22 protein-coding genes and 2 riboswitches are annotated in these 24422 nt (G+C 40.8%); of the genes, 20 read left to right on the top strand and 2 right to left on the bottom strand.

What is annotated here, in order from left to right; genetic code table 11:
- Positions 1 to 46: 46 nt before the first annotated feature.
- The 7 genes from POV26_RS08495 to POV26_RS08465 all read left to right on the top strand — a co-directional run bounded on the left by POV26_RS08495 (position 47) and on the right by POV26_RS08465 (position 7477).
- Positions 47 to 2026 (top strand): tetratricopeptide repeat-containing sensor histidine kinase, encoded by a 1980-nt coding sequence (locus POV26_RS08495; RefSeq protein ID WP_272856046.1) that lies wholly within the window; start codon positions 47 to 49, stop codon positions 2024 to 2026.
- 111 nt (positions 2027 to 2137) lie between these two features.
- Positions 2138 to 2401, top strand: a complete 264-nt coding sequence (locus POV26_RS08490) for a hypothetical protein (protein WP_272856045.1) — start codon at positions 2138 to 2140, stop codon at positions 2399 to 2401.
- Positions 2394 to 4349 (top strand): tetratricopeptide repeat-containing sensor histidine kinase, encoded by a 1956-nt coding sequence (locus POV26_RS08485; protein WP_272856044.1) that lies wholly within the window; start codon positions 2394 to 2396, stop codon positions 4347 to 4349. Before POV26_RS08490 ends, POV26_RS08485 begins: the two co-directional genes overlap by 8 nt.
- Positions 4350 to 4486: 137 nt before the next feature.
- Complete coding sequence (locus POV26_RS08480) at positions 4487 to 5134, top strand: response regulator (RefSeq protein WP_272856043.1); 648 nt, start codon at positions 4487 to 4489, stop codon at positions 5132 to 5134.
- Positions 5135 to 5309: 175 nt separating this feature from the next.
- Entirely contained in the window at positions 5310 to 6860 is a 1551-nt protein-coding gene (locus tag POV26_RS08475) for a M20/M25/M40 family metallo-hydrolase (RefSeq protein ID WP_272856042.1), read from the top strand.
- 36 nt (positions 6861 to 6896) lie between these two features.
- Positions 6897 to 7202, top strand: a complete 306-nt coding sequence (locus tag POV26_RS08470) for a DUF4160 domain-containing protein (protein WP_272856041.1) — start codon at positions 6897 to 6899, stop codon at positions 7200 to 7202.
- On the top strand, positions 7199 to 7477 hold the full coding sequence (locus tag POV26_RS08465; protein ID WP_272856040.1) for a DUF2442 domain-containing protein: 279 nt from the start codon (positions 7199 to 7201) through the stop codon (positions 7475 to 7477). The genes POV26_RS08470 and POV26_RS08465 overlap by 4 nt, the downstream gene beginning before the upstream one ends.
- 138 nt (positions 7478 to 7615) lie before the next feature.
- On the opposite strand, the gene metK is transcribed toward POV26_RS08465, so the two are convergent.
- Positions 7616 to 8869 (bottom strand): methionine adenosyltransferase, encoded by a 1254-nt coding sequence (gene metK / locus POV26_RS08460; RefSeq protein WP_272856039.1) that lies wholly within the window; start codon positions 8867 to 8869, stop codon positions 7616 to 7618.
- Positions 8870 to 9297: 428 nt separating this feature from the next.
- A riboswitch (SAM riboswitch) is annotated at positions 9298 to 9438 on the top strand.
- 125 nt (positions 9439 to 9563) lie between these two features.
- Between metK and POV26_RS08455 the strand changes: the two genes are divergently transcribed.
- The 13 genes from POV26_RS08455 to POV26_RS08395 all read left to right on the top strand — a co-directional run bounded on the left by POV26_RS08455 (position 9564) and on the right by POV26_RS08395 (position 23355).
- A complete protein-coding gene (locus tag POV26_RS08455) occupies positions 9564 to 10733 on the top strand; it encodes a trans-sulfuration enzyme family protein (RefSeq protein ID WP_272856038.1) in 1170 nt (389 codons plus the stop codon).
- A 120-nt stretch (positions 10734 to 10853) separates the two neighbouring features.
- The gene (locus POV26_RS08450; protein WP_336375901.1) at positions 10854 to 11999 is read left to right on the top strand and encodes a homoserine dehydrogenase family protein; all 1146 of its coding nucleotides are present in this window, start codon (positions 10854 to 10856) and stop codon (positions 11997 to 11999) included.
- Positions 12000 to 12166: 167 nt separating this feature from the next.
- Positions 12167 to 12589: an OsmC family protein gene (locus tag POV26_RS08445; protein ID WP_272856037.1), complete on the top strand. Its 423-nt coding sequence runs from the start codon at positions 12167 to 12169 to the stop codon at positions 12587 to 12589.
- Between the two features lie 172 nt (positions 12590 to 12761).
- A riboswitch (SAM riboswitch) is annotated at positions 12762 to 12890 on the top strand.
- A 135-nt stretch (positions 12891 to 13025) separates the two neighbouring features.
- Positions 13026 to 14039: a homocysteine S-methyltransferase family protein gene (locus POV26_RS08440; protein WP_272856036.1), complete on the top strand. Its 1014-nt coding sequence runs from the start codon at positions 13026 to 13028 to the stop codon at positions 14037 to 14039.
- The gene (locus tag POV26_RS08435; protein ID WP_272856035.1) at positions 14036 to 14977 is read left to right on the top strand and encodes a pyridoxal-phosphate dependent enzyme; all 942 of its coding nucleotides are present in this window, start codon (positions 14036 to 14038) and stop codon (positions 14975 to 14977) included. The genes POV26_RS08440 and POV26_RS08435 overlap by 4 nt, the downstream gene beginning before the upstream one ends.
- Before the next feature lie 76 nt (positions 14978 to 15053).
- On the top strand, positions 15054 to 17822 hold the full coding sequence (metH, locus tag POV26_RS08430; RefSeq protein WP_272856034.1) for a methionine synthase: 2769 nt from the start codon (positions 15054 to 15056) through the stop codon (positions 17820 to 17822).
- Positions 17823 to 17967: 145 nt separating this feature from the next.
- Positions 17968 to 18924, top strand: a complete 957-nt coding sequence (gene metF, locus POV26_RS08425; RefSeq protein WP_272856033.1) for a methylenetetrahydrofolate reductase [NAD(P)H] — start codon at positions 17968 to 17970, stop codon at positions 18922 to 18924.
- 20 nt (positions 18925 to 18944) lie between these two features.
- On the top strand, positions 18945 to 20039 hold the full coding sequence (locus POV26_RS08420) for an acyloxyacyl hydrolase (RefSeq protein WP_272856032.1): 1095 nt from the start codon (positions 18945 to 18947) through the stop codon (positions 20037 to 20039).
- Between the two features lie 3 nt (positions 20040 to 20042).
- Positions 20043 to 20795 carry a head GIN domain-containing protein gene (locus POV26_RS08415; RefSeq protein ID WP_272856031.1) on the top strand — a complete coding sequence of 251 codons (753 nt, stop codon included), beginning with the start codon at positions 20043 to 20045 and terminating at the stop codon, positions 20793 to 20795.
- 27 nt (positions 20796 to 20822) lie between these two features.
- Positions 20823 to 21932: an acyloxyacyl hydrolase gene (locus tag POV26_RS08410; RefSeq protein WP_272856030.1), complete on the top strand. Its 1110-nt coding sequence runs from the start codon at positions 20823 to 20825 to the stop codon at positions 21930 to 21932.
- A 30-nt stretch (positions 21933 to 21962) separates the two neighbouring features.
- Positions 21963 to 22712 carry a head GIN domain-containing protein gene (locus tag POV26_RS08405; protein WP_272856029.1) on the top strand — a complete coding sequence of 250 codons (750 nt, stop codon included), beginning with the start codon at positions 21963 to 21965 and terminating at the stop codon, positions 22710 to 22712.
- A gap of 53 nt (positions 22713 to 22765) precedes the next feature.
- Positions 22766 to 22945: a type II toxin-antitoxin system HicA family toxin gene (locus tag POV26_RS08400; protein ID WP_272856028.1), complete on the top strand. Its 180-nt coding sequence runs from the start codon at positions 22766 to 22768 to the stop codon at positions 22943 to 22945.
- An 11-nt stretch (positions 22946 to 22956) separates the two neighbouring features.
- Positions 22957 to 23355 carry a type II toxin-antitoxin system HicB family antitoxin gene (locus POV26_RS08395; RefSeq protein WP_272856027.1) on the top strand — a complete coding sequence of 133 codons (399 nt, stop codon included), beginning with the start codon at positions 22957 to 22959 and terminating at the stop codon, positions 23353 to 23355.
- 6 nt (positions 23356 to 23361) lie between these two features.
- Here POV26_RS08395 and gldA read toward each other — a convergent pair whose 3' ends face one another.
- Complete coding sequence (gene gldA, locus POV26_RS08390; protein WP_272856026.1) at positions 23362 to 24261, bottom strand: gliding motility-associated ABC transporter ATP-binding subunit GldA; 900 nt, start codon at positions 24259 to 24261, stop codon at positions 23362 to 23364.
- Between the last annotated feature and the right edge of the window lie 161 nt (positions 24262 to 24422).

Genomic DNA, 24422 nt, shown 5'->3' with positions numbered 1-24422 from the left:
GGTTTATTTTTTTTCTGTACTTTAGGATTCCCAACAATGGCTTTTTATGAAATGTTTTTTCTGTGTTTTTCTGTTTTTGTTTATTGGACTTTCAACAGTCTTTTCGCAAGCTCCCCAAAAGAAAATGGACAGTTTGGTGCAGGCCGCAAAAACGGCGAATGATTCCACGCGGCTCGCTATTTATAACGATTTGGGGTTTTATTATATTTTTAATGAACCTGAAAAAGCAAAAAGTTTTCTTCAAAAGGGATTAAGGGAAACTACCACCCCAAAAACAGCCTACAGTAAAACACGGCTTACCAATACCTTGGGAATATATTATGACGTACAAGGTGTTTACGATTCGGCCCAATTCTATTTCAAGAAGGCGCTTTTGATGAGCAAGGATTACGGCTTTGCAGACCTTGAGGCACGATGCACAAACGGCCTGGGCATGTCCAATTGGAACCAAGGAAATTACCAAAACGCTTTGGATTATTTTTTCGAGGCACTTGCCCTGAACAGAAAATACGGCACCCCCGACAAGGACGATACCTACCTTAACAATATAGGCCTCATTTACCAAGATATGAATATGGCCGATAAAGCTTTGGAGTATCACCAAAAGGCCCTGGCCATCCGCCGGGAATATAAAAAAACCAAGGATATTCCCGTTTCCCTTAACAACATTGCCATTAATTTACAGGACAAAGGTGATTTCAAAGAAGCGGAAAAAATGCTAGTTGAAGGTAGAAATCTGGCAAAGGAAGTTGGAAACCAAGATCTGTATTTCGATCTAACCCATACTTTGGCCAGCCTATACCAAAAAACAAACCGAACGGACCTTGCCATACCTCTTCTGCAGGAAGTGATAGATGGAAGGCTTGCCACAAAAATTGGGGTGCATAGAGTGATTACCTCCATCAATAATCTTGCGGAAGCCTATATCCTAAAAAATAATTTAAAGGAAGCCCTCAAGGTGCTGAAGAAGGGCGAAAATTTAATCCAGCAATTTCCGGAACAAAAGGTGAGTATTTCTGAATACTATTATGCGGTATCACAGGCCAATTTCCTGAACAACGATCCCGAAAAAGGCAACGAATATTTTATAAAGGCCATTGCGCTCAGGGACAGTATTTTTTCACAACAAAATGCCGAGAATACAGCGGCGTTGGAAACGAAATTCAATATTTCCGAAAAAGAAAGGGCCCTCGCGGAAACCCGGGCAAACCTTGCGGAAAGGGAGCTTGAAGTGGAACAGAAAAACAATCTGATCTTCGGAAGTCTTGGACTTGCGCTGCTTTTGGGGCTTATCGGCTATCTTTTTTACAAGCAGCAAAAACTGAAAAACCGCCAACTTCAAAAAGAAAGCGAACTGAAAACGGCCCTCGCAAAGATAGCTACCCAAAACCAATTACAGGAACAGCGGTTGCGGATTTCCCGCGACCTCCATGACAATATTGGCAGCCAGCTCACTTTTATTATTTCTTCCATAGACAATTTAAAGTATGGCTTGGAGGGTGCCGCAACGTCCGTAACCGATAAATTGGGCAGGATAAGCGAGTTTGCCTCACAGACCATTTATGAGCTGCGCGACACCATTTGGGCGATGAACAAAACAGATATTTCGGTGGAGGATTTGCAGGCGCGCATTTCAAATTTTATTGAAAAGGCCAAGGTGTCCAGCGATGTCAATTTTCAATTTGATGTTGCCGAAAATGTTTTAAGGGAAAAGCATTTTACCTCTGTGGAAGGCATGAATATTTACAGGATTATACAGGAAGCCGTAAACAATGCCCTAAAATATTCCGAAGCAACCCAAATACAAGTTTCCCTATCCAAAGCTCCCCTCCCTGTTGGGGAGGGGTCGGGGGTGGGGACTTCCTTTAAGGTGGAAATAACCGATAACGGCAAAGGTTTCGATATGGAAAAAACAAGTTTCGGCAACGGCATCGCAAACATAAAAAAACGCGCCAAAGATTTGGGGGGAAACGTGGCAATCACTTCAGAAATAGATAGAGGAACCGTGGTGAGACTTATTTTTTGAAACAATTAGCTCCCTCTCCTTTGGGGCGGGGTGGGGATTATAAGGCAACTGCCCTATATTTTTTAAAGGGAAATAGACGTATTTTTAAAGATTAAAACCAACTTCAGAAAAATGTTTGTACAATTTGCCATAGCTGCAATGCTGTTTTCCGCAATAATTGGGATAACGGTTTGGTTTTTTAACAGGAAAATTGTGCTGGCCAAAACCCATGACCAAACGATTGTTGCTTTGGAACGGGCCATTTCCACTGCTACATTTCAGATTAACAATAGAAACCAAAACCTGAACCGCTATGATTTTCAAAGATACAATCTTGAAGAAGCACTAATGGTGCAGCCGGAAATCATAATTTTAGAAAGAGATCGCAATGAATAAAATTTTAATGATTGCATTTTTCGGAATATTTCTTTGTTCCAAAATGATTTCCCAAAATCCAGTTGAAATTATTGATAGCCTTAGAACGAATCTTTCCAAAGTATCTTCTGTTGGCGATAAGGCAAAAATTTATGCAGATTTAACTTGGTATTACAGTATGGTAGATACCGATTCTGCCTTTGTATATGGAAAAAAATCGTTGGTAGCTGCCAGAAAAATTGGGGATTCCACACTAATAGCACAGGCTTTAAGTGATTTCGCTGTGGTGAATTATAGTAAAGGCGATTTGCAACAAGCGCTAAATTTTTATAAACAGTCGCTCACCATCCGAGAAAAACAGCGCGATTCAGCAGGAATTGCATCTCTTCACTATAAAATTGGCACGGCCTATCACAAGAAAACCCAACTAGATAGTGCGATGATTTATTACCTAAAGGCACTTAAATTCTATGAAGATACCGGCAATGAAGTTTTGGCCAATTCTGCTGAAAGTAACATTGGCGCTTTACATTTCAACCAAAAAAATTATAAAGAAGCACTTCGGTACTTTAATAAAAATATTGATTTTTTTAGAAAAACGGATCAGGGCAAACTTTTGGGAAATGCGTTGGTCAATAAAGCCAGCATTCAGTTGGTGATGAAGGATACCTTGAGCGCAATAAAAACCTTAGCGGAAAGCATTAAAATTTCCGAATCCATAAATAACGTTGAAACTCTTGGTGCAGCTTATAATAATCTCGGGGAAGTATATATGGCTCAGCATAAAATTCAGCAGGCCAAAGAAGCGATTTCCAAATCACTTCAATATCGCACGAATTCAAATATGGTAGCAGATTTGATGAGTTCCAAATTAACTTTGGCCGGAATTCATAACACATTGGGAGAATATAGAAAAGCACGATTGCTGCTGGATGAGATCAGGCCTTTTTATAAAAAGGAAGGTATTAAAGAAAAACTTTCAACCCTTTATCTGCAATATGTTACCGTTTTTGCTAGTGAAAAAGCTCCCGACAGTGCATTGTATTACAGCACCAAATATGCACTTCTTCAGGAAGAAATAGTTGGTGAGAAAGCGCTCAACATTACCAATGAACTTCAAGCGAAATACCAAACCGAAAAAAAGGAAAACCAAATCCTAAAACAACGCGCCCAGTTGGCAGAAAAAGATCTGGAAGTCCGCCGTAAAAACACCTTTATCTTCGGCAGTCTCGGACTGGCTTTGGTTCTTGGGCTACTGGGCTATTTGCTCTACAACCAACAAAAACTAAAAAACCGCCAGCTTCAAAAGGAAGCTGAATTAACATCTGCTTTGGCAAAAATTGAAACCCAAAACAAATTACAGGAGCAGCGCCTGCGAATCTCCCGCGACCTTCACGACAATATTGGGGCGCAGCTCACCTTTATCATTTCCAGCATTGACAATTTAAAATTTGGATTTACGGAAATCAGCGAAAAATTAGGAAATAAGTTAACAAGTATCAGCAATTTCACATCGCAAACCATTTATGAATTGCGCGACACCATTTGGGCGATGAACAAGGAAAACATAACTTTTGAGGACCTGCAGGCCCGAATCGCCAATTTTATTGAGCACGCCAAAAACGCTTCGGAAAAAACCGAGTTTTCATTTAATATTGACGAAAATGTTGATGAAACGCACGTGTTTTCATCCGTGGAAGGCATGAACATTTACAGGATTATTCAAGAAGCTGTGAACAATGCATTGAAATATGCTTCCGCAGATGAAATTGAAGTGAATATTTCAAAAGAGGAAAGCCAGTACCAAATTGAGATTATTGACAACGGCAAAGGTTATGATGCAGATTCCGCAACACTGGGAAATGGGTTGAACAATATGAAAAAACGCGCCCGAGAGATTGGGGGAAACATTGAATTTAATTCAAAAATAAATAAAGGTACCAGCGTTATTTTGAATTTTCAAAAATAATGAGATTTGGCGTACTATTTTTGTCTGTGTTCTTTTCTCTTTATTCTTTTGTCATATTTATACGGCAATTGCCCTATTTTTTCAATACTTCCTAAAAGGTATTTTTAGTATCTTTAAAACAACTAACCGTACCAAAGATGCTTAAAATTGCAATAGTTGACGACAACACCTTTCTGATAAACGCCATAAAGGAAAAACTCTCCTTTTTTGAAGATGTAAAAGTGAAGCATACCTCTCTGAACGGCAGTGAGCTGCTCACAAAACTCGAAGAAAATCACAACCTCGATTTAATTTTGATGGATATTGAAATGCCCGTTCTCAACGGCATTGAAACCACGCAAATCGTTAAGCAGAAATATCCGCACATCAAAATAATCATGCTCACCGCTTTTGATAACGACGAGCATATCTTCAACGCTATAAAAGCCGGTGCCGATGGCTATTTGCTGAAAGAAATCAACCCAAAAGATTTATACGAAGGCATTTTGGAAACCTTAAATGGCGGCGCGGCGATGAACCCTTCCATTGCAATGAAAACCTTAAAACTATTGCGAAATCCCATAGATATTCAAAACTTGAAAGACAAGGAGGAAATCTCCCTTTCCACCCGCGAGGTTGAGGTTTTGGAGCAGCTCAGCAAAGGTTTGAGCTACACGATTATTGCAGATCATCTTTTTCTTTCGCCAAGCACGGTTCGGAAACACATTGAAAATATCTACAAGAAACTACAGGTACACAGCAAGATTGAAGCCGTGCAAAAGGCCAGAAACCATAATATAATTTAACTGCTAATATGGACCTCACAGGTTTCAAAAACCTGTGAGGTCTTATTTACTTGGTGAACTTTGTGCAGCCCTCTGCGACCTTTGTGGTGAAAAAAATCCAATAGCTGAAATGGTAAATAAGTTGTAATTTTAGATTTCATTTCTGAAAAAAGCATCGGAAGATTAATCTATTGTTATGAAAAAACTATACTGCCTCACATTCGCCTTTCTTTTATTTTCAGCCCTTTCAACTTTTTCCCAGGAAAAAAACGAAATAATCGAAAACATCCAAAAAGAAGCCTACGAAAATTCACAACTGGAAATTCTCGCGCACGAATTGCTGGACGATATCGGTCCGCGATTGGTTGGTACGCCCCAAATGCGGCAAGCCCACGATTGGGCCGTGGCAAAATATAAAAGCTGGGGTATTTCCGCAGAAAACCAACAATGGGGCGAATGGAAAGGCTGGGAGCGCGGCATAACCCATATCGATATGGTTTCGCCACGTGTTCAAACCTTAAGCGGGACACAATTAGCGTGGAATCCAGGTACGTCCTCAAAAGGCGTAACTGCTGAATTGATTGTGCTTCCCGAAATAAGGGATTCAATTTCATTCAGAAAATGGTTGCCGAATGTGAAGGGAAAATTCGTGATGGTTGCGATGAAGCAACCCACGGGAAGACCGGACGATAATTGGAAAGAATGGGCCACACCCGAATCTTTTGAAAAGATGAAAAAAGAAAGAGAGGAACAGACCAAAGCCTGGAACGAAAACATAAAACGCAGCGGCTACGACCGAAGAAGCATTATTCCAGCCTTGGAAGAAGCCGGCGCAGTTGGCATTGTTGATTCGTACTGGTCCAAAGCTTTTGGCGCGAATAAAATTTTCGGGGCGCGCACCAAAAAAATTCCTACCGTAGATATTCAGTTGGAAGATTATGGTATGCTTTACAGAATGGTGGAACACGGCGACAAACCGAAAATTCACGTGGTTGCCGAATCTAAGGATTTGGGCGTTGTGCCAACTTTTAACACCATCGCAGAAATTAAGGGAACCGAAAAACCTGAAGAATACGTAATCCTTTCAGCACATTTTGATTCGTGGGACGGCGGAACTGGAGCTACAGACAACGGCACGGGAACGTTGGTGATGATGGAAGCCATGCGAATTCTGAAAAAAGTATATCCCAATCCAAAACGCACAATTTTAGTGGGCCATTGGGGAAGTGAGGAGCAGGGTTTAAACGGTTCTTCTTCCTTCGTGGCAGACCATCCCGAAATCGTTAATAATATTCAAGCGGTTTTCAATCAGGACAATGGTACGGGAAGGGTTACGAGTATCAACGGGGCAGGATTCCTTCATTCTTACGATTATATTTCACGCTGGTTGAAGGCGGTTCCGGACACCATCCGAAAACATATTGAAACCACTTTTCCGGGCTGGCCGGCGCGCGGAGGCTCAGACAATGCGAGTTTTGTGGCCGCTGGTGCGCCTGCTTTCAATTTAAGTTCTTTAAGTTGGGATTATTGGAATTATACTTGGCACACAAATCTCGATACCTACGATAAAATTGTTTTTGACGATGTGCAAAGCAACGTAATCTTAACTGCAATTATGGCTTATATGGCTTCGGAAGACGATTCTAAAACTTCGCGCGAACAAATTATTCTGCCGATTGACGATAAAACAGGAGAACGCCAAACGTGGCCAACGCCAAGGGTGCCTGAAAGAAAAGGAGGGCAATAAAAAAGGTTTTTGTAAATTTGATAAACGCAACTTAAAATGCCAAAAATATTTGAATATTTAGGTATATTGATTTTCTTCTACTCTAATGAACATGAACCTATTCATGTTCATGCAAAAAAGGGAGAATTTGAAAGTAAGGCTGAATTTTATATTGTTGAAGGAGTTATAAAAGAAATCAAGATTAAAAACATAAAAGGAAGAGAACCGTTAAAAGGAAAAGAGCTTAGGGATTTTGAAGAATTTCTTGAAATGTATGCCGATAAAATTGTTGAAAAATGGATTGATTATTTTGTATATCATAAGAATGTTGACTTTGAACGAATCACAAAGAGAATAAAATGAAAATAATTGTTGATTATGATAATGTGGAGGGTAAAGCGCTCAATATAGCAGCTGCCAAATATTTGGGAGATTTCGTTATTGAAATAAACTTTAGTGATAACACCATAAAAATTGTGGATTTTAAACCATTTCTATCCAAATCTAATCATCCATCCATCAAGAAATATTTTGATGAAAAAAAATTTCTTCAATATAAAATAATCAACGGTAACTTAAATTGGAATGATTATGATATGATTTTTCCAATTGCCGATTTATACAAAGGAAAAATATAAATCCCAAATTCCAGTTGCGAGCGAAGTGCGGCAATCTTTGGAATTTGGGACCTGCCTGCCAAAAGCACGACAGGCAGGTTTGTATTTTGGAATTTATTTGGAATTTGGTGCTTGTCCCGATAGTTATCGGGATGGGTTTTACAAGTTGAAAGCTTCCTTCACCTTATCAACATAGTCCAACTTCTCCCAAGTAAAAAGCTCCACTTCCTTCTCAATTTTCCCATTGTAGGGGCTTTCAAAAGTCTTGGTAATTTTCTCCGGAATCCTTCCCATATGGCCATATGCCGCCGTTTCGGAATAGATAGGATTGCGCAATTTAAGTCTGACTTCGATGGCCGCAGGGCGCATATTGAAAATTTCGGAAACCTTTTTCGCAATGTCGCCATCGGAAAGGTTTACGTTTGAGGAATTATAGGTATTTACCAAAATAGAGGTTGGTTCCACAACGCCAATTGCGTATGAAACCTGCACCAAGATTTCATCGGCAACGCCAGCCGCAACAAGGTTTTTCGCAATGTGTCTTGCAGCATACGCCGCACTTCTATCTACCTTGCTGGGGTCTTTTCCACTAAAAGCACCGCCACCGTGCGCGCCTTTTCCGCCGTAGGTGTCAACAATAATCTTTCTTCCTGTCAAGCCAGTATCGCCGTGCGGGCCACCGATTACGAACTTTCCAGTTGGGTTTATGTGATAAATAATATCATCATTAAACAATTTCTGAACGTATTCCGGCAGTTGCCTTTTTACCCGGGGAATCAAAATTTCAGTTATATCCTTTTTGATTTTCGAAAGCATTTTTTCATCCTCATCAAAGTCATCGTGCTGTGTAGAGACCACAATTGCAACGATTTTCTGCGGAATATTATCATCGCTGTATTCAATGGTTACCTGGCTTTTCGCATCGGGGCGCAGGTATTTTATTTCAGAATCCTCACGGCGAAGCGCAGCCAATTCAATCAAAATTTTATGCGAAATATCCAAGGCCAACGGCATATAATTCTCGGTTTCCTTGGTAGCATAGCCAAACATCATCCCTTGGTCGCCAGCGCCCTGTTCTTCTTTATTCGCGCGGTCAACACCTTGGTTAATATCCTGCGATTGCTCGTGGATCAACGAAATAACACCACACGAATCCCCGCTAAATTTATAGGCGCCTTTGGTATAACCAATCTTGTTGATCACATCGCGCGCAATTGTCTGCACGTCGAGGTAGGTATTGCTTTTTACTTCGCCCGCCAAAACAACCTGTCCGGTAGTTACAAGCGTTTCGCAAGCCACTTTACTTTCGGGGTCGAAAGCCAAAAAATTATCCAAAAGCGCATCGCTAATCTGATCCGCAACTTTGTCTGGGTGTCCTTCGGAAACGCTTTCCGAAGTAAATAAATAGGCCATAAATTGTATTTAAAATTTTATAAAAACTGAAACGACGTATGACAAAAGGACCTGCCTGTCGTGCCATGGCAGGCAGGCGTAAGACATAAGACTAAATTATTTCTAATCAAAGATTGAATGTAATAGTCTTAAGTCCTATGTCTTAAAGTCTTATGTCATATTCAAGCAAAGATTTGACGGATGCGCCGAAGGGAAGTTTTCACTGCCTTTAGCATTTTTCCCCCGCACTCGTTGCGGGGCCTCAAACCCAGAAATACTGTGTTTGAAAGAGGTTGCAATCAGTCAAATCTTTCCTCTTAAATTATCTTCGGCAAAAGTAAAAAAATTAAACGAACCGCAATTTTATTTGAAGTTTTTTGGCGAAATATTTGGTTATTAAATTTTTCTGACGCTATATTTGCGCTCACAAAGTTCAAATCTTTACTGAAATGTTATCAAGAAAGGCCGAGGGAATAGACCCTATGACGCCTTAGCAACCCTTAAATTCCCGCGCAGGCGAGAATCTCATTTAAGAAGGTGCTACATTCTACAACAATTTTGAAATCTTCAAAGTTGGCGATAGATAACGACAGGACAATTTCTTTTCTGAAATTGCTTTTCATTTTTTCTTTTTAACATTTTTCTATTGTCCCGAATTTATTTCGAGATTGATCTTTTGTTTTAATCTATTTATTAACTCAAAAAAATTAGAAAAATGAGTGCAACTAAAATTATCCATTCCATTCCAAGTGATCCGTTAACTGGGGCTATTTCCGTTCCGGTTTACCAAACTTCAACCTTTATCCAAGAGGCGCCGGGCGTCAACAAAGGTTTTGATTATGCCCGAAGCAACAACCCAACGCGAAAAGTTTTGGAAGACGTTGTTGCAAAACTTGAAAACGGCCATTCCGGTTTTGCATTTGCCACAGGTTTGGCGGCGATTGATTCGGTTTTGAAATTGCTTTCTGCTGATGATGAAATCGTCGCGGTTGACGATATTTACGGCGGGGCGTATCGCCTTTTCACCCACGTTTACGAAAAACTCGGAATTAAAGTGAACTACGTTGATGCCACCGAAGTTGAAAACGTGGCAAACGCGGTTTCAAACAAAACAAAACTGATTTGGATTGAATCTCCAACAAATCCAACGTTGAAGATTTCAGACATCGAAGCAATTTCGAAAGTCGCAAAAAGCATCGATGCTTTGTTGGTTGTTGACAATACCTTTGCTTCCCCAATTTCCCAAAAACCAATTGACTTGGGCGCGGACATCGTAATCCACAGTGGAACAAAATACATCGGTGGCCATTCCGATTTGGTGGCCGGTTTGGTGGTTACAAAAACACAGGAACTTTCCGAAAAAATCAAATTCGTCCAAAACGCTTCTGGTGGAATTTTAGGTCCGTGGGATTGTTTTTTAACAATTCGCGGAATTGAAACTTTAGATATTCGCTATAAAAAGCAATGCGAAAACGCGCTGAAAGTTGCCTTGTTTTTGGAAAGCCAAGAAGCAGTTTCAACAGTACATTACCCAGGTTTGAAAACCCATAAAAACCACGAAATCGCCAAAAAGCAGCAAAATGGATTGTTTGGCGGAATTGTTTCATTCAGTCTGAAAGATGACACACAGGAGGCAGCCGTAAAATTTGTAACCAGTACCGAATATTTCAAATTGGCGGAAAGTCTCGGCGGTGTTAAAAGCTTGCTCTGCCATCCCGCACAGATGACGCACGCTTCCATTCCGCGCGAAATCCGTTTGAATGCTGGCATCAACGACTCGCTCATTCGTCTTTCCTGCGGAATTGAAGATGCCGAAGATTTGATAAACGATCTTGCTGAAGCTTTTAAAATTATTGAAAAAGCAGAATTGATTCCTTCAAGCTAAAATATTAAATAATCCGACGTAAGACCTGCCTGCTGGCAGGCAGGCTAAATGACGTAAGACATAAGACTAAAAAAGTCTTGTCCTATGTCTTAGGTCCTAACGTCCTAAGTCAAAAAAATTATGAGTGCAGCAACAGTTGAAATTCCTTTGGAACAGTTAATCAATCTTGAAAAGATTAAAAAGAAAAAGATAAACATCGCCATTTTTGGTCACGGAAATGTGGGCAGCCATTTGGTGAATCAAATAATTTCATCGAAAGAAGAGATTTCACGAAGACGCGATTTAGACCTAAATATTTTCGCAATCGCAAATTCCAAAACAGTTTTACTTCGGCAAAATGGATTGAGCAAAAATTGGATTGAAGAAAAGATGAATTCGGGAAAAGAATACAATCCCGCCGAAGTTATTTCCTTCGCAAAAACCAACAACCTTCAAAATCTAATTTTGGTTGATAACACAGCAGACTCTGGCTTCGTTCAAAATTATTCAGCTTTTGTAGAAAACGGTTTCCATTTGGTTTCCTCAAATAAAATCGCCAATACATTGGATTTGAATTTTTACAAAGAACTTCGTGAAAAGTTGACTTCAAAAAAGCGTCAATATTTATATGAAACCAATGTGGGTGCAGGACTTCCGTTGATAGATACTATTAAACTTTTGCATCTTTCGGGTGAGAATATTACGCGAATCCGCGGGGTGTTTTCCGGGTCGTTGAGTTATATTTTCAATACTTTTTCAGAAGAAGATAGAACGTTCAGCTCGGTTTTAAAATCGGCAATCGACAAAGGATTTACAGAACCCGACCCGCGCGAAGACCTTTGTGGCAATGACGTTGGACGAAAATTACTTATCTTGGCTCGTGAATTGGATTTGCACAATGAATTTGAAGATATTTCTATTCAAAATTTAATTCCAAAGGATCTGCGGAATGTTTCAAAAGAAGAATTTTTAAAGCGATTAAAGGAATTAGACGTGCCATTTGAAATTAAAAAGAAGAATCAGGCGAAGGATTCGGTTTTTCGTTACGTAGCCGATTTGCACGGCGATTTGTCAAAAGAAACGGGTGCAATTTTAACTGTGAATTTAACTTCGGTTCCGAAAAATAGTATGTTGGGTGCTCTCAAAGGCAGCGATTCCATTTTCGAAATTTACACCGAAAGTTATGGCGATAATCCAATTGTAATCCAAGGCGCGGGAGCGGGAGCGGCGGTTACGGCACGAGGCGTTTTTGGGGATATTTTAAGGATAAGCGATAAGAATGATTAAATTTTCTGATATTTTGATACACCTTTTTTTGGACTTTTTGAACCACGACATTTTGAACCACGACATTTGGAAACGTGAAATTTAAACACGAATCTTTTATAAATTAGGGGTCGTGTGTCTAAAAGTCGTGGTTCGTGATTCTTGTTTCAAAAATATAATTTTACCCAATGAAAGTACAACTTGAAAGAATAAACGACAACTATCTTTTTGAAGCAAAAGGCGCCTCGGGCGTTCCCGTTTTCATCGACAGTAAAACCGACGAACCTTCCAAAGGCGCAAGCCCGATGGAGCTTTTGCTAATGGGCGTTGGCGGTTGTAGTGCGATAGATGTTGTTTCAATTTTGAAAAAACAACGACAGGAAATCACTTCCTATAAAATGGAGGTGGAAGGCCAGCGAAAGGAAGTACGCGAGGCAAAACCTTTTGAGGCAATACACGTAACGTTACATTTGGAAGGCAAGATTGACGAGGCAAAAGCGATCCGCGCGGCGCAACTCAGTTTTGAAAAATACTGCTCGGTTTCCATCACGCTGGAGGCTTCGGTGAAAATTACGTACAGCATAATTCTCAACGGAAAATCTTTAAAATGACTTAAGACGGTAAGACGTAGGACATAAGACAAAACTCATTAGTCATACGTCCTATGTCTTAGAGCGCAGCGGTCTTACGTCTTTCCTGAATTAATTCCCCCTTTGGGGGTTAGGGGGCTTGTGTATTACATTTTTATCCCGTTACTTTGCACCAGTTCATAAGCATTATGAAAAGTTATCAAGAAAGGCCGAGGGAATAGACCCTGTGACGCCTTAGCAACCCTCGACCCCGCATTTATTGCGGGGCCTCAATCGAGAAGGTGCTACATTCTACTTTCGCTCTGGCGGGGATAGATAACAAAAACAGGTTTTTCCTTTACCTTTTCTTGATATTTTTTTAATTCCCAAATTTTGTGGGAGCAATATATTATATATTATAATTCCGCTTCCTCCCTTTGAAGGGAGCGTTGGGGAGGGATGTTTTTAAAATCAAGAAATGAATAAAATACAACAAGCACTTCAAAACCGAATCCTAATTCTCGACGGCGCGATGGGCACAATGCTACAACGCTATAAATTTTCGGAAGAAGATTTCCGAGGCGAGCGGTTTAAGGATTTTCATAAATCGGTACAAGGGAATAACGATTTACTTTCTATAACCCAGCCACAAGCCATTGCTGATATTCATTCCAAATATTTCGCCGCAGGTGCCGATATTGTGGAAACCAACACATTTTCCAGCACTACCATTGCAATGGCCGATTACGATATGCAGGATTTGGTTTATGAATTGAATTACGAATCTGCCAAAATCGCAAAAAAAGTTGCAGATGGATTCTCTTCGAAAGAACCTAACAAACCCCGTTTTGTAGCCGGAGCAATGGGTCCGACAAACAAAACTGCCAGCATGAGTCCCGATGTAAATGATCCAGGTTTTCGCGCTATTTCATTTGAAGAACTCCGCGTTGCCTACAAACAACAAGCGGAAGCCTTGATTGATGGCGGTGTGGACATCCTTTTGGTAGAAACCATTTTTGATACACTGAATGCCAAAGCAGCACTTTTCGCAATTGATGAAATTAAGGAAGAGCGAAATATTGATATACCAATTATGATAAGCGGAACGATAACCGATGCCTCGGGAAGAACACTTTCCGGGCAGACGGCGGAAGCATTTCTGATTTCAATTACGCACATTCCACTTTTGAGCGTCGGCTTTAATTGTGCTTTGGGGGCCAAACAACTCACGCCCCATTTGGAAGTGATTGCAAACCGCACCAATCTTGCCGTGAGCGCCTATCCAAATGCGGGTCTGCCAAACGCCTTTGGGGAATATGACGAAAGTCCGCAGCAAATGGCTTCGCAGGTAAAGGAATATTTAGACAAACAATTAGTGAACATCATCGGGGGTTGTTGCGGCACCACGCCCGAGCACATTAAGGCCATTGCTGAAATCGCTTCGCAATACAAACCGAGATCAGTTTTTAATTCTGAAAACGCTGCGGTATGATTCCCACTAAACAAGAAGTTGAAGAGGCGTGTACGCGGGTAAAACCGTACGTTCACAACACGCCTGTGCTGAAATCTTCCTATTTAAATGAACTTTCCGGAGCTGAAATTTTCTTCAAATGCGAAAATTTTCAAAAGATGGGCGCATTCAAAATGAGAGGGGCGACCAATGCAATTCTTCAACTTTCTGATAAACAAAAGAAGGCTGGCGTGGTAACACATTCCTCGGGAAATTTTGCGCAGGCACTTTCGTTGGCTGCGAAAAATCTTGGCGTAAAAGCATACATCGTGATGCCCGAAAATGCGCCACAAGTGAAAAAGGAAGCTGTAAAAGGTTACGGTGGAATTATCACAGAATCCGAATCAACGCCCACTGCGAGGGAATCCGAAGCAGGCTTAATCCAAAAAAGAACCGGAGCAACATTTATCCATCCTTCAAACGACAGAAATGTTATTCTCGGCAATGCAACCTCCGCAGCGGAATTGTTGCAATCGCACCCCGATTTGGATTATGTTTTCACACCCGTTGGCGGCGGAGGATTGATTGCGGGGACTGCACTTTCGGTGAAATATTTCGGAACTAATTGCAAAACAATCGGCGGCGAACCCTTTGAAGTTGACGATGCTTTTCGAAGTCTAAAAAGTGGAAAAATAGAATTCAACGAAACTACAAATACAATTGCCGACGGGCTTAAAACCTTCCTCGGCGATGTCAATTTCCCGATTATAAAAGAATTGGTTTCAGAAATAATCAGGGTTGAAGAAACCGAAATTATTTCAGCAATGAAACTTATTTGGGAGCGGATGAAAATAATCGTGGAGCCCAGCAGCGCAGTCGCTTTTGCGGCATTGCTTCGCGAAAAAGAACGGTTTAAAAATAAAAAAGTTGGAATAATAATTTCCGGCGGAAATGTGGATTTAAAGAATTTGCCATTCTAAAACCTTGGCGTCTTTGCGCCTTTGCGAGAAAAAAATGCACGCAAAGTCGCAAAGACGCTAAGCAAATAAAGTTGAAATGAAAGATAAAAGATATTTAAAATTATCAGGATTAGAGCCTTTAATCATTACCCCCGAAAGCAATTTCATAAATGTGGGAGAACGCACCAATGTGGCAGGTTCAAAGAAATTTCTTCGACTCATAAAAGAACGAAATTTTGAGGAAGCCCTTTCCGTTGCCCGCGAGCAAGTGGAAAACGGCGCGCAAATCATCGATGTAAATATGGACGATGGTTTGATTGATGGGAAAGAGGCGATGGTGAAATTTTTGAATCTCGTAATTGCCGAGCCAGATATTTCGCGAGTGCCGATTATGATTGATAGCAGTAAATGGGAAATCATTGAAGCAGGTTTGCAGGTTGTTCAAGGGAAATGTGTGGTAAATTCCATCAGTTTAAAGGAGGGCGAAGCAGAATTTATACATCACGCAAAATTGATAAAACGCTATGGTGCCGCGGTAATCGTAATGGCTTTTGACGAAACGGGACAGGCCGATAATTACGACCGAAGAATAGAAATCGCAAAACGCTCGTATGATATTTTGGTAAATCAAGTGAAATTCGCCCCCGAGGATATTATTTTCGACTTAAACATCTTTCCTGTTGCAACGGGAATGGACGAGCATCGAAAAAATGCTATTGATTTTATAGAAGCTACGCGCTGGGTTCGGGAAAATCTGCCACACGTAAGCGTCAGCGGTGGCGTGAGTAATGTTTCCTTCAGTTTTCGGGGCAATGATCCCGTGCGGGAGGCGATGCACTCGGTATTTTTGTACCACGCCATTCAAGCGGGAATGAACATCGGGATTGTAAACCCTGCAATGTTGGAAGTTTACGACGATATTCCAAAAGATCTTTTGGAACACGTTGAAGACGTAATGCTCGACCGGCGCGAAGATGCCACGGAACGTTTATTGGATTTTGCCGAAACAGTTAAAGGAACCGCAAAAGAAAGTAAAATTGATCTCTCGTGGCGCGAAGAGTCTTTGCAAAACCGAATTACGAGAGCATTGGTAAAAGGAATTGATGAATATATTCTTGAAGACATTGAAGAAGCGCGACAAATTGCCAACAAACCAATTGAAGTAATTGAAGGCAATTTAATGATTGGAATGAACGTGGTTGGAGACCTCTTCGGAAGCGGAAAAATGTTTTTGCCGCAAGTGGTTAAATCTGCTCGTGTAATGAAAAAAGCAGTTGCTTATTTGCTTCCGTATATTGAAAAAGCAAAAAAAGATTTGACTGAAAAGTCCCCCCAGCCCCCAAAGGGGGAGAAGGCCGAACTTGTTCCCCCTTTGGGGGCTAGGGGGACGGATTCGGCAGGTCGAATATTAATGGCAACCGTAAAAGGTGATGTCCACGACATTGGAAAAAACATAGTCGGCGTTGTTTTGGCGTGCAATAATTATGAAATAATCGATTTGGGTGTAATGGTTCCGCCGGAAAAAATAATAGCAACCGCAAAAGAAGAAAACGTGGATGCCATTGGTTTGAGCGGCTTGATTACGCCATCGCTGGACGAAATGGTTTTTTTGGCGAAGGAAATGCAACGGCAAAATTTCAAGGTTCCGTTGTTGATTGGCGGTGCAACAACGAGCCGGGCGCATACCGCGGTAAAAATTGATCCTGAGTACGAATGTGCCGTGGTGCATATAAACGATGCTTCACGAGCGGTTACGGTGGTTGGCGATTTGCTGAAAAAGGAAACTTCGGAAGCATATAAAGAAAACATCAAACAGGAATACGACACTTTCCGACAGGATTTTTTGAAGCGACAAAAAGTAAAAACCTATTTGCCCATTTCCGAAGCGCGAAAAAACAAATTTCAAATTGATTGGAATTCTTCAGAAATAGTGAAACCCAACAAACTGGGAGTTCACGTTTTAAAGGATTTCGATTTAAATATATTGCTGGATTATTTAGATTGGACGCCCTTTTTCAGAAGTTGGGAACTGCACGGAAAGTATCCAAACATTTTAACAGATGAAATTGTAGGCGAACAAGCTTCAGAATTATTTAAGGATGCGAAAAAAATGCTTCATAAAATAATTTCAGAAAAATTGTTGGAAGCGAGGGCTGTCTTTGGAATTTTTGAAGCGAATACAATAGACGATGACGACATTTTGATAGTTCCCCACCGCGGCGGGGCGGAGGGAGCTTTTCCCCCTTCGGGGGTTAGGGGGCTTACCCTTCGCCAACAATCCCAAAAAGCAAAAGGAAAACCAAACCTTGCATTGGCAGATTTTATTGCTCCAAAGGAAACTGGAATTCAGGATTATATTGGCTGTTTCTGTGTAAGTACAGGTTTTGGAACTGCGGAATTGGCTGCTAAATACGTTGCGGAACACGATGACTATAACGCCATAATGGTAAAAGCGTTGGCAGATCGTTTGGCGGAAGCCTTTGCGGAATACCTTCACAAGGAAGTGCGAACCAACTATTGGGGCTATGCTTCCGAAGAAAATCTTACGAACGAAGACTTGATTTCAGAAAAATACAAGGGCATTCGTCCCGCGCCCGGCTATCCCGCCTGTCCCGACCATTTGGAAAAAGGGACTATTTGGGAGCTTTTAAAAGTGAAAGAGAATATAGGCGTAGAACTCACCGAACATATGGCCATGTGGCCCGCGGCTTCGGTTTCGGGCTATTATTTTGCCAATCCCGAAGCACGTTATTTTGGTCTTGGAAAGATTAAAATGGACCAAGTGGAAGATTTTGCAAAAAGGAAGAATATGGATTTGGAGGAAGCTACGAATTGGTTGAAAACCAATATAGCGGAAGCCCCCTAAATCCCCCGAAGGGGGACTTTTAAAATATCAATTATTAGAAAACTTTATTTATGAAAAAAAATATTGAGTATAAATGTTTAACCACCCCAATGTTCCACGGTCAGGGGCAAGGGGTAAATTCCCCCTTCGGGGGATAGGGGGCTTTATGAAAGTAACCGAGCACATAAAAAACGGCAACGGAAAAACACAATTTTCGTTTGAGATTTTACCGCCTTTGAAAGGGGAAAATATACATTCCATTTTTGAGAATATTGATCCGTTGATGGAGTTTCAGCCGCCCTACATAAACGTTACCTATCATCGGGAGGAATATGTTTTTAAGGAATTGAAAAACGGTTTGATTGAGAAGAAAATCGTTCGCAAACGTCCGGGAACGGTGGGGATTTGCGCGGCAATCCAGAACAAATATGAAGTTGATGCCGTGCCGCACATTCTCTGCGGCGGATTTACGAAGGAAGAAACCGAGAATTTTTTGATAGACCTCCAGTTTTTGGGAATTGATAATGTAATGGCCCTGCGCGGCGATGCGGTTAAAAGTGAGACCTATTTCACGCCCGAAAAAAACGGCCACAAATACGCTTGCGACCTTGTTTCGCAAATAAATGCTTTGAACAAAGGAACCTATTTGGATGATGAACTTCAGCATACTTTCCCGACGGATTTTTGTGTGGGCGTGGCCGGATATCCCGAAAAACATATGGAAGCCCCGAGCAGCGAGAGCGATATCCATTTCCTAAAAAAGAAAATAAAAAACGGCGCGGAGTACATCGTTACCCAAATGTTTTTCGACAATGAAAAGTTTTTTCAGTTTGAAAAAAAATGTAGGGCAGAAGGTATTACCGTGCCAATTATTCCTGGCTTGAAACCTATTGCAGTGAAATCACATCTCAATTTAATTCCGCATAGATTTAAAGTTGATTTACCAGATTCGTTGGTGATGGAAGTGGTGAAAGCCAAGGATAATAAGGCCGTTCGGCAGATTGGGATTGATTGGTGCGTAAAGCAAAGTCAAGAACTTGTAAAAGCTGGAGTTCCGTTTCTACATTATTACTCAATGGGAAAAAGTAGCAATATTAAGGAAATCGCTTCGCAGGTATTTTAAGATTGCTTTATTTTGCGGTAATGTCCCGAATTGCGTTTTTGGTGTTTTTTCTCACAACTTCTTTTGTTTTTTCACAGGAAAAAAACAGGGACTTTTTCGTGGATGCCAATTATTTCTACGGAACCATTCTTCGGCACAATAAGGATATTTCACATTTGGTGAAAGCACATCCCGATGGTTTTATAATTGGTTTTAACCGAAAAACCCATGGAGCCGAGCGTTGGCAGCAGGAATACAATTACCCTGATTGGGGGTTTTCATTTGTGCACCAAAATGCAAATTATGATGTTTTGGGTGAGAATTATGGGCTGTACGGACATTTCAATTTTTACTTTTTAAAGCGAAATCTTTTCTTCCGAATAGGGCAGGGTATTGCCTATAACACCAATCCGTTCGATTTGGAGACCAATTTCAAAAACAACGCTTACGGCACACGTTTGTTGAGTTCGACCTATTTGATGCTGAATTACAACAAACAAAATCTCTTCAAAAACTTCGGGGTTCAAGCGGGAATTGCTTTGGTGCATTATTCCAACGGAAATTTTAAGGCGCCAAATTCGAGTACAAATGCCTTCACTTTAAATATCGGCGTGCAATATTCCGTAGCTGATGAAAGAAATCCTGAATATATTTCTGATTCCCTCCCGAAGAAAATTTCGGAACCTATAAAATACAACTTTGTGTTCCGCGGCGGGTTGAACGAAAGCGATTATTTAAACCTTGGGCAGCATCCGTTTTTTGTGGTTTCGGCTTTTGCGGACAAGCGGTTGAGTTATAAAAGCACGCTTCAGTTGGGTGCGGATTTTTTCTATTTGCCATTTCTGAAAAAGGAAATTGAATACCTTTCCATTGCTTTTCCAAATATGGGCATTAAAGGCGATGAGGATTTTAAACGCGTCGGGATTTTTGCAGGGCACGAACTTCACATCAATAAATTAGCCGTAGTTTCACAGGTTGGCTATTATGTGTATTATCCCTATGATTTTGAGGGAAGAACGTATTTTCGGGCAGGTCTGAAATATTATTTTACCGAAAAACTTTTCAGCGCAATTACTCTAAAATCGCACGGTGCGAAAGTGGAAGGCGTGGAATTTGGCGTGGGAATTAGAATATAGATTATGAAGAAGTTATTTTTTGTTGGCCTGGTCTTTTTGCTGTTTTCGTGCGATTCCGAAAACGGTTGGGATTGCGTGCAAGCTGCTGGAAGCACGGTTTCCAAAGAATATTCTGTTTCAGATTTTACGAAAATCAGGATTGAGGACGATGTGACTTTATATTTGAAGCAGGGAGATTCAACAGAAATAATTCTTGAAACGGGCGAAAACCTTTTAAGCGATATTTCCGTAGGTGTTGAAGGAAATACTTTGGTGGTGAAAGATAATAATGACTGCAATTTGGTCCGCGATTACGGAATTACGAAAGTATTTGTAACCGTACCAAACATTACTGAAATCAGGAATAGCTCGGCTTACGATGTAATTGGCGAGGGAATATTGAATTTTCCGCAACTCACTTTGGTTAGCAACAGTTCGGCCGGCCCAGAAACAATCAGAAAGAGCGGCGATTTTTATTTGAACCTTATTTGTGAAGATTTCCGCGTTAGCGCAAACGGCCAAAGTGTTTTTTATATTACGGGCACCGCTGACAATGCCAATCTTAGTTTTGCTGACGAAATGCCGCGGTTTGAAGGAGAAAATTTTACAATTGATGAACTTACTGTTTTTCAAAGAAGTGCGAACAAAATGATTGTAAATCCGCAGCAAAGTATCGTCGGAAAAATCGTGGCCACGGGCGATATTATCAGCCATAACCGCCCTCCGCTTGTAGATGTAAAAGAATTATTCACGGGCAGGCTATTATTTGAAGATTAGTTTATCTTTACGGGCGTTGAAAAAAATATGAAGCACTTTCTTTCCGTATTCACAGCTATCCTTTTAAGTTTCCCACTTTTTTCGCAGGAAAAGGAATTGAAGCCCGTCTCCTTGGAGGCCGATTTTTTCTACGGCACCGTACTCGAACACAACCCGGATATTGAACACTTAATTACCGGACATCCTACAGGTTTCTTTTTATCCTTCAATAGAAAAACCTACGGGTTTAACGAATGGGAACGCCGCTACAACTATCCCGATTGGGGTTTTACGGTTGCTTATCAAAATTTGCACAATGACTATTTGGGAAATGTTTTGGGTGCCTACGGACACATCACCTGGTATTTTTTAAACAGGAACCTAATGGTGCGGGTCGGGCAGGGAATAGCCTATTCCGCAAAGCCTTTTGACACAGAATCCAACTATAATAATAACGCCTACGGCACAGAATTGTTAAGCACTACTTTTTTAAAAGGAAATTATGTGCGCGAGAATATTTGGAAGGGGCTTGGGTTTCACGCTGGGTTCACAATTATTCATTACAGCAACGCCAATTTTAAGGCGCCGAACAATAGCACAAACACTTTTGCGCTGAACGCAGGGGTTAGTTATCAATTGGACTATAAAGAGTTTCCCGAGTATATAAAGAAAGAGGATTCGCTTAGTAGAACCCACGCCGAAAGGTTTAAATACAACCTTGCTTTTAGAACCGGAATAAACGAAAGCGATGTAGTAGGGTTAGGGCAGGAGCCGTTTTATGTGATTTCAGCTTTTGTTGACAAACGTATTAACTATAAAAGCACCTTCACCGCTGGGGTAGATGTTTTCTTTTCTACTTTTTTAAAGGAATTGATCAAGTACCGCTCCATTGCTTATCCCGAAGACGGACTTTCGGGCGATGAAGATTACAAGCGGGTCGGGGTTTTTGTGGGCCACGAATGGCGCTTCAATAAAGTGGCGTTTGTTTCGCAGTTGGGGTATTATGTATATTGGCCCTATGAATTTGAAAACCGGGTTTATAACCGTTTGGGACTGAAAAGATATTTTTTCAGCGATAAGGTATTTGCCGCAGTAACCGTGCACGCACACTGGGCGAAAGCGGAAGCTGTGGAATTTGGCATAGGTTATAGATTATAAAAACCCTGATTTTTTTCAGAAGTGATAATTATGAAAAAAACAATTTACATAGTATTGATTCTTCTATTTGCAGGATGTAGCTCAGACTCGGGCTGGGATTGTATCCAGACAGCCGGGGAGGTTGTACAGAAAGAAAGGTCCGTACAGCCTTTTACCAAGATACTGGTTTGGGAACGAATCAAACTTTACATTCAGCAAGGCAATGAACAAAAGGTTGTGGTTGAAACTGGCGAAAACTTGATGAACGATATAGCAGTTTCCGTTACCAATGGAAAACTCGAAATCCACAATAACAATTCCTGTAATTTGTTGCGCGATTACGGATTGACCAAAGTGTATATAACTTCACCGAATATCACTGAAATAAGGAGCAGTACGGGACTTCCCGTGGAGAGTATTGGTGTTTTGCGATTTCCCAGTTTGAGTCTGGCCTCAGAGGACCAACAAAATGAGGACCAATATCATATTGACGGCGATTTTAAACTGAATTTGGAAGTGGAAAACCTAAATATTGTGGCAAACGGCCTTTCCAAATTTTATTTAAGCGGAAGTGCAACCAATGCAAGTTTCGGCCTTTATGCGGGTGATTGCAGGGTTTATGCCGAAGATTTGATTGTGCAGAAATTAACGGTTTATCATCGCAGTACCGGCCCGATGGTTGTAAATCCACAACTCTCGATCAAAGGTAAAATAGTTAGTTTGGGCGATGTAATCTCCAAAAACCGACCGCCAGTTGTCGAGGTTGAGGAACTGTATCGGGGGAAGCTTATTTTTGAATGAATTCACATTTCAATATTACTTGCAAAAAAGTATAAAAATATATACTTTTGAAAATGACTGCCAAGGAACTTATAAAACTAATAAAGAAAGATGGTTGGTATAAAGTTTCCCAAAAAGGAAGTCACGCTCAGTTTAAGCACCCAACCAAAAAAGGAAGGGTGACGATTCCCGTTCATTCGGGGGATGTGGCCAAAGGAACCGAAAAATCAATTTTGAAACAAGCTGGGCTTTAAACAATTTAGTGATGAGGAAAATCAAAGTTACCGTCGAAAAAACTGCTACTGGCTTTAGTGCCTATACTGATGATTTTCCGGGCGTAATAAGTACCGGAAGAAATTGGGATGAAATGAAGGAAAATTTTTCGGAAGCCTTTCAGTTTCATTTGGAAGGGCTTAAAGAGGATGGGGAAGAAATGCCACAGGATTACAGCTTGGAATTCAGCTTGGAATTCAGCTTGGACGTATCCCAATTTTTCGAATACTATACTATTTTCAATGTTTCCGCTTTGGCAAAATATTTAAAAATAAATCCGCAACTGTTGCATCAATACAAAGATGGCCATAAAAGTGTCTCTGAAAAAACCTCGCTGAAAATCTTGAACGGTGTCCATAGATTTGCGGAGGAGCTATTGTCCTCAGTTTAGAAGTATTTATTTTTGCATAGTCAATTCCGAAAACAATTTTTCGAGCGTCGTGTTTTTTTGGTGCAGCTGAAGAATTTTCAAGCCATTATCGTGTGCAAAATCGAATACCTTTCCACGCATATCCTGCTCGGTGGCAAAATAAAGATGGTAAACAAAACCTGCGGGGTTTTCAATCTTTTCAATTTTTGGAAGTTGTTGCAACGCCACTTCCTCCACACGATAGTCAAACTCTACTTCAATAATCTGTTGCTTATTGTTTTTTAAATCTGAAAGCTTTTTGTCGAGCACTATTTCGCCTTTGTTTATAATTATTACGCGATCGCAAATGGCTTCCACTTCCTGCATAATGTGGGTGGAAAGCAAAACTGTTTTTTCCTTGCCCACGTTTTTTATAAGCTGACGGATTTCAACCAATTGATTGGGATCCAAGCCTGTTGTGGGCTCATCGAGAATTAGAACTTCGGGGTCGTGCAACAGCGCATTTGCAAGCCCAACTCGTTGGCGATACCCTTTTGAAAGTTGGCCTATTTTTTTGTTCGCTTCGGGCGTTAAACCGGTTTTTTCAATAACACTTTCAACTTCCGTTTTGGGGATATTATAAATTCCGGCATTAAAAAGAAGGTATTCGCGAACGTACATATCCAAATAAAGCGGATTGTGTTCGGGCAGATAGCCAACGCTTTTTTTTACGGAAATAGCATCCTTCGTTACTTCAAAACCATTCACGATCGCCACGCCTTCCGAAGCGGGAAGAAAGGTGGTCAAAATTTTCATCATTGTGGATTTTCCGGCACCGTTCGGGCCCAAAAAACCTACGATTTCTCCTTTTTCAATGGTAAACGAAACCTGGTTCAGCGCTTTTTGTTCGCCGTAGGTTTTGGTAATATTTTCTACTTGTATCGACATACTTTTTTAAGTTGGGCAAAGTTAAGCAATACTATTGTGCATTTTGAACACGATCCAATTGAAACGGCCAAATTCGATATTTTTTTTGAAAACGTATGTATTGAAAATAACGCATACTTACATGTATTAATTGTTCTAATCCTTTTGTAATAGGAGAGAAA

Source organism: Aequorivita todarodis (genome assembly GCF_028561335.1).
In the GTDB taxonomy this organism is placed as follows: domain Bacteria; phylum Bacteroidota; class Bacteroidia; order Flavobacteriales; family Flavobacteriaceae; genus Aequorivita; species Aequorivita todarodis.
The sequence above is the reverse complement of the archived record's forward strand: the minus strand, read 5'-3'. Positions and strand labels throughout refer to the sequence as shown.

Bases quoted from the DNA above. Each gene is read 5' to 3' on its own strand.
- POV26_RS08465 (WP_272856040.1), top strand. From the start codon at position 7,199: ATGAAAATAATTGTTGATTATGATAATGTGGAGGGTAAAGCGCTCAAT.
- POV26_RS08475 (WP_272856042.1), top strand. From the start codon at position 5,310: ATGAAAAAACTATACTGCCTCACATTCGCCTTTCTTTTATTTTCAGCC.
- POV26_RS08495 (WP_272856046.1), top strand. From the start codon at position 47: ATGAAATGTTTTTTCTGTGTTTTTCTGTTTTTGTTTATTGGACTTTCA.
- POV26_RS08405 (WP_272856029.1), top strand. From the start codon at position 21,963: ATGAAAAAAACAATTTACATAGTATTGATTCTTCTATTTGCAGGATGT.
- metF (WP_272856033.1), top strand. From the start codon at position 17,968: ATGAAAGTAACCGAGCACATAAAAAACGGCAACGGAAAAACACAATTT.
- POV26_RS08415 (WP_272856031.1), top strand. From the start codon at position 20,043: ATGAAGAAGTTATTTTTTGTTGGCCTGGTCTTTTTGCTGTTTTCGTGC.
- POV26_RS08420 (WP_272856032.1), top strand. From the start codon at position 18,945: ATGTCCCGAATTGCGTTTTTGGTGTTTTTTCTCACAACTTCTTTTGTT.
- POV26_RS08480 (WP_272856043.1), top strand. From the start codon at position 4,487: ATGCTTAAAATTGCAATAGTTGACGACAACACCTTTCTGATAAACGCC.
- POV26_RS08400 (WP_272856028.1), top strand. From the start codon at position 22,766: ATGACTGCCAAGGAACTTATAAAACTAATAAAGAAAGATGGTTGGTAT.
- POV26_RS08440 (WP_272856036.1), top strand. From the start codon at position 13,026: ATGAATAAAATACAACAAGCACTTCAAAACCGAATCCTAATTCTCGAC.
- metK (WP_272856039.1), bottom strand. From the start codon at position 8,869: ATGGCCTATTTATTTACTTCGGAAAGCGTTTCCGAAGGACACCCAGAC.
- metH (WP_272856034.1), top strand. From the start codon at position 15,054: ATGAAAGATAAAAGATATTTAAAATTATCAGGATTAGAGCCTTTAATC.
- POV26_RS08450 (WP_336375901.1), top strand. From the start codon at position 10,854: ATGAGTGCAGCAACAGTTGAAATTCCTTTGGAACAGTTAATCAATCTT.
- POV26_RS08410 (WP_272856030.1), top strand. From the start codon at position 20,823: ATGAAGCACTTTCTTTCCGTATTCACAGCTATCCTTTTAAGTTTCCCA.
- POV26_RS08455 (WP_272856038.1), top strand. From the start codon at position 9,564: ATGAGTGCAACTAAAATTATCCATTCCATTCCAAGTGATCCGTTAACT.
- gldA (WP_272856026.1), bottom strand. From the start codon at position 24,261: ATGTCGATACAAGTAGAAAATATTACCAAAACCTACGGCGAACAAAAA.
- POV26_RS08485 (WP_272856044.1), top strand. From the start codon at position 2,394: ATGAATAAAATTTTAATGATTGCATTTTTCGGAATATTTCTTTGTTCC.
- POV26_RS08435 (WP_272856035.1), top strand. From the start codon at position 14,036: ATGATTCCCACTAAACAAGAAGTTGAAGAGGCGTGTACGCGGGTAAAA.
- POV26_RS08445 (WP_272856037.1), top strand. From the start codon at position 12,167: ATGAAAGTACAACTTGAAAGAATAAACGACAACTATCTTTTTGAAGCA.
- POV26_RS08490 (WP_272856045.1), top strand. From the start codon at position 2,138: ATGTTTGTACAATTTGCCATAGCTGCAATGCTGTTTTCCGCAATAATT.
- POV26_RS08395 (WP_272856027.1), top strand. From the start codon at position 22,957: ATGAGGAAAATCAAAGTTACCGTCGAAAAAACTGCTACTGGCTTTAGT.
- POV26_RS08470 (WP_272856041.1), top strand. From the start codon at position 6,897: ATGCCAAAAATATTTGAATATTTAGGTATATTGATTTTCTTCTACTCT.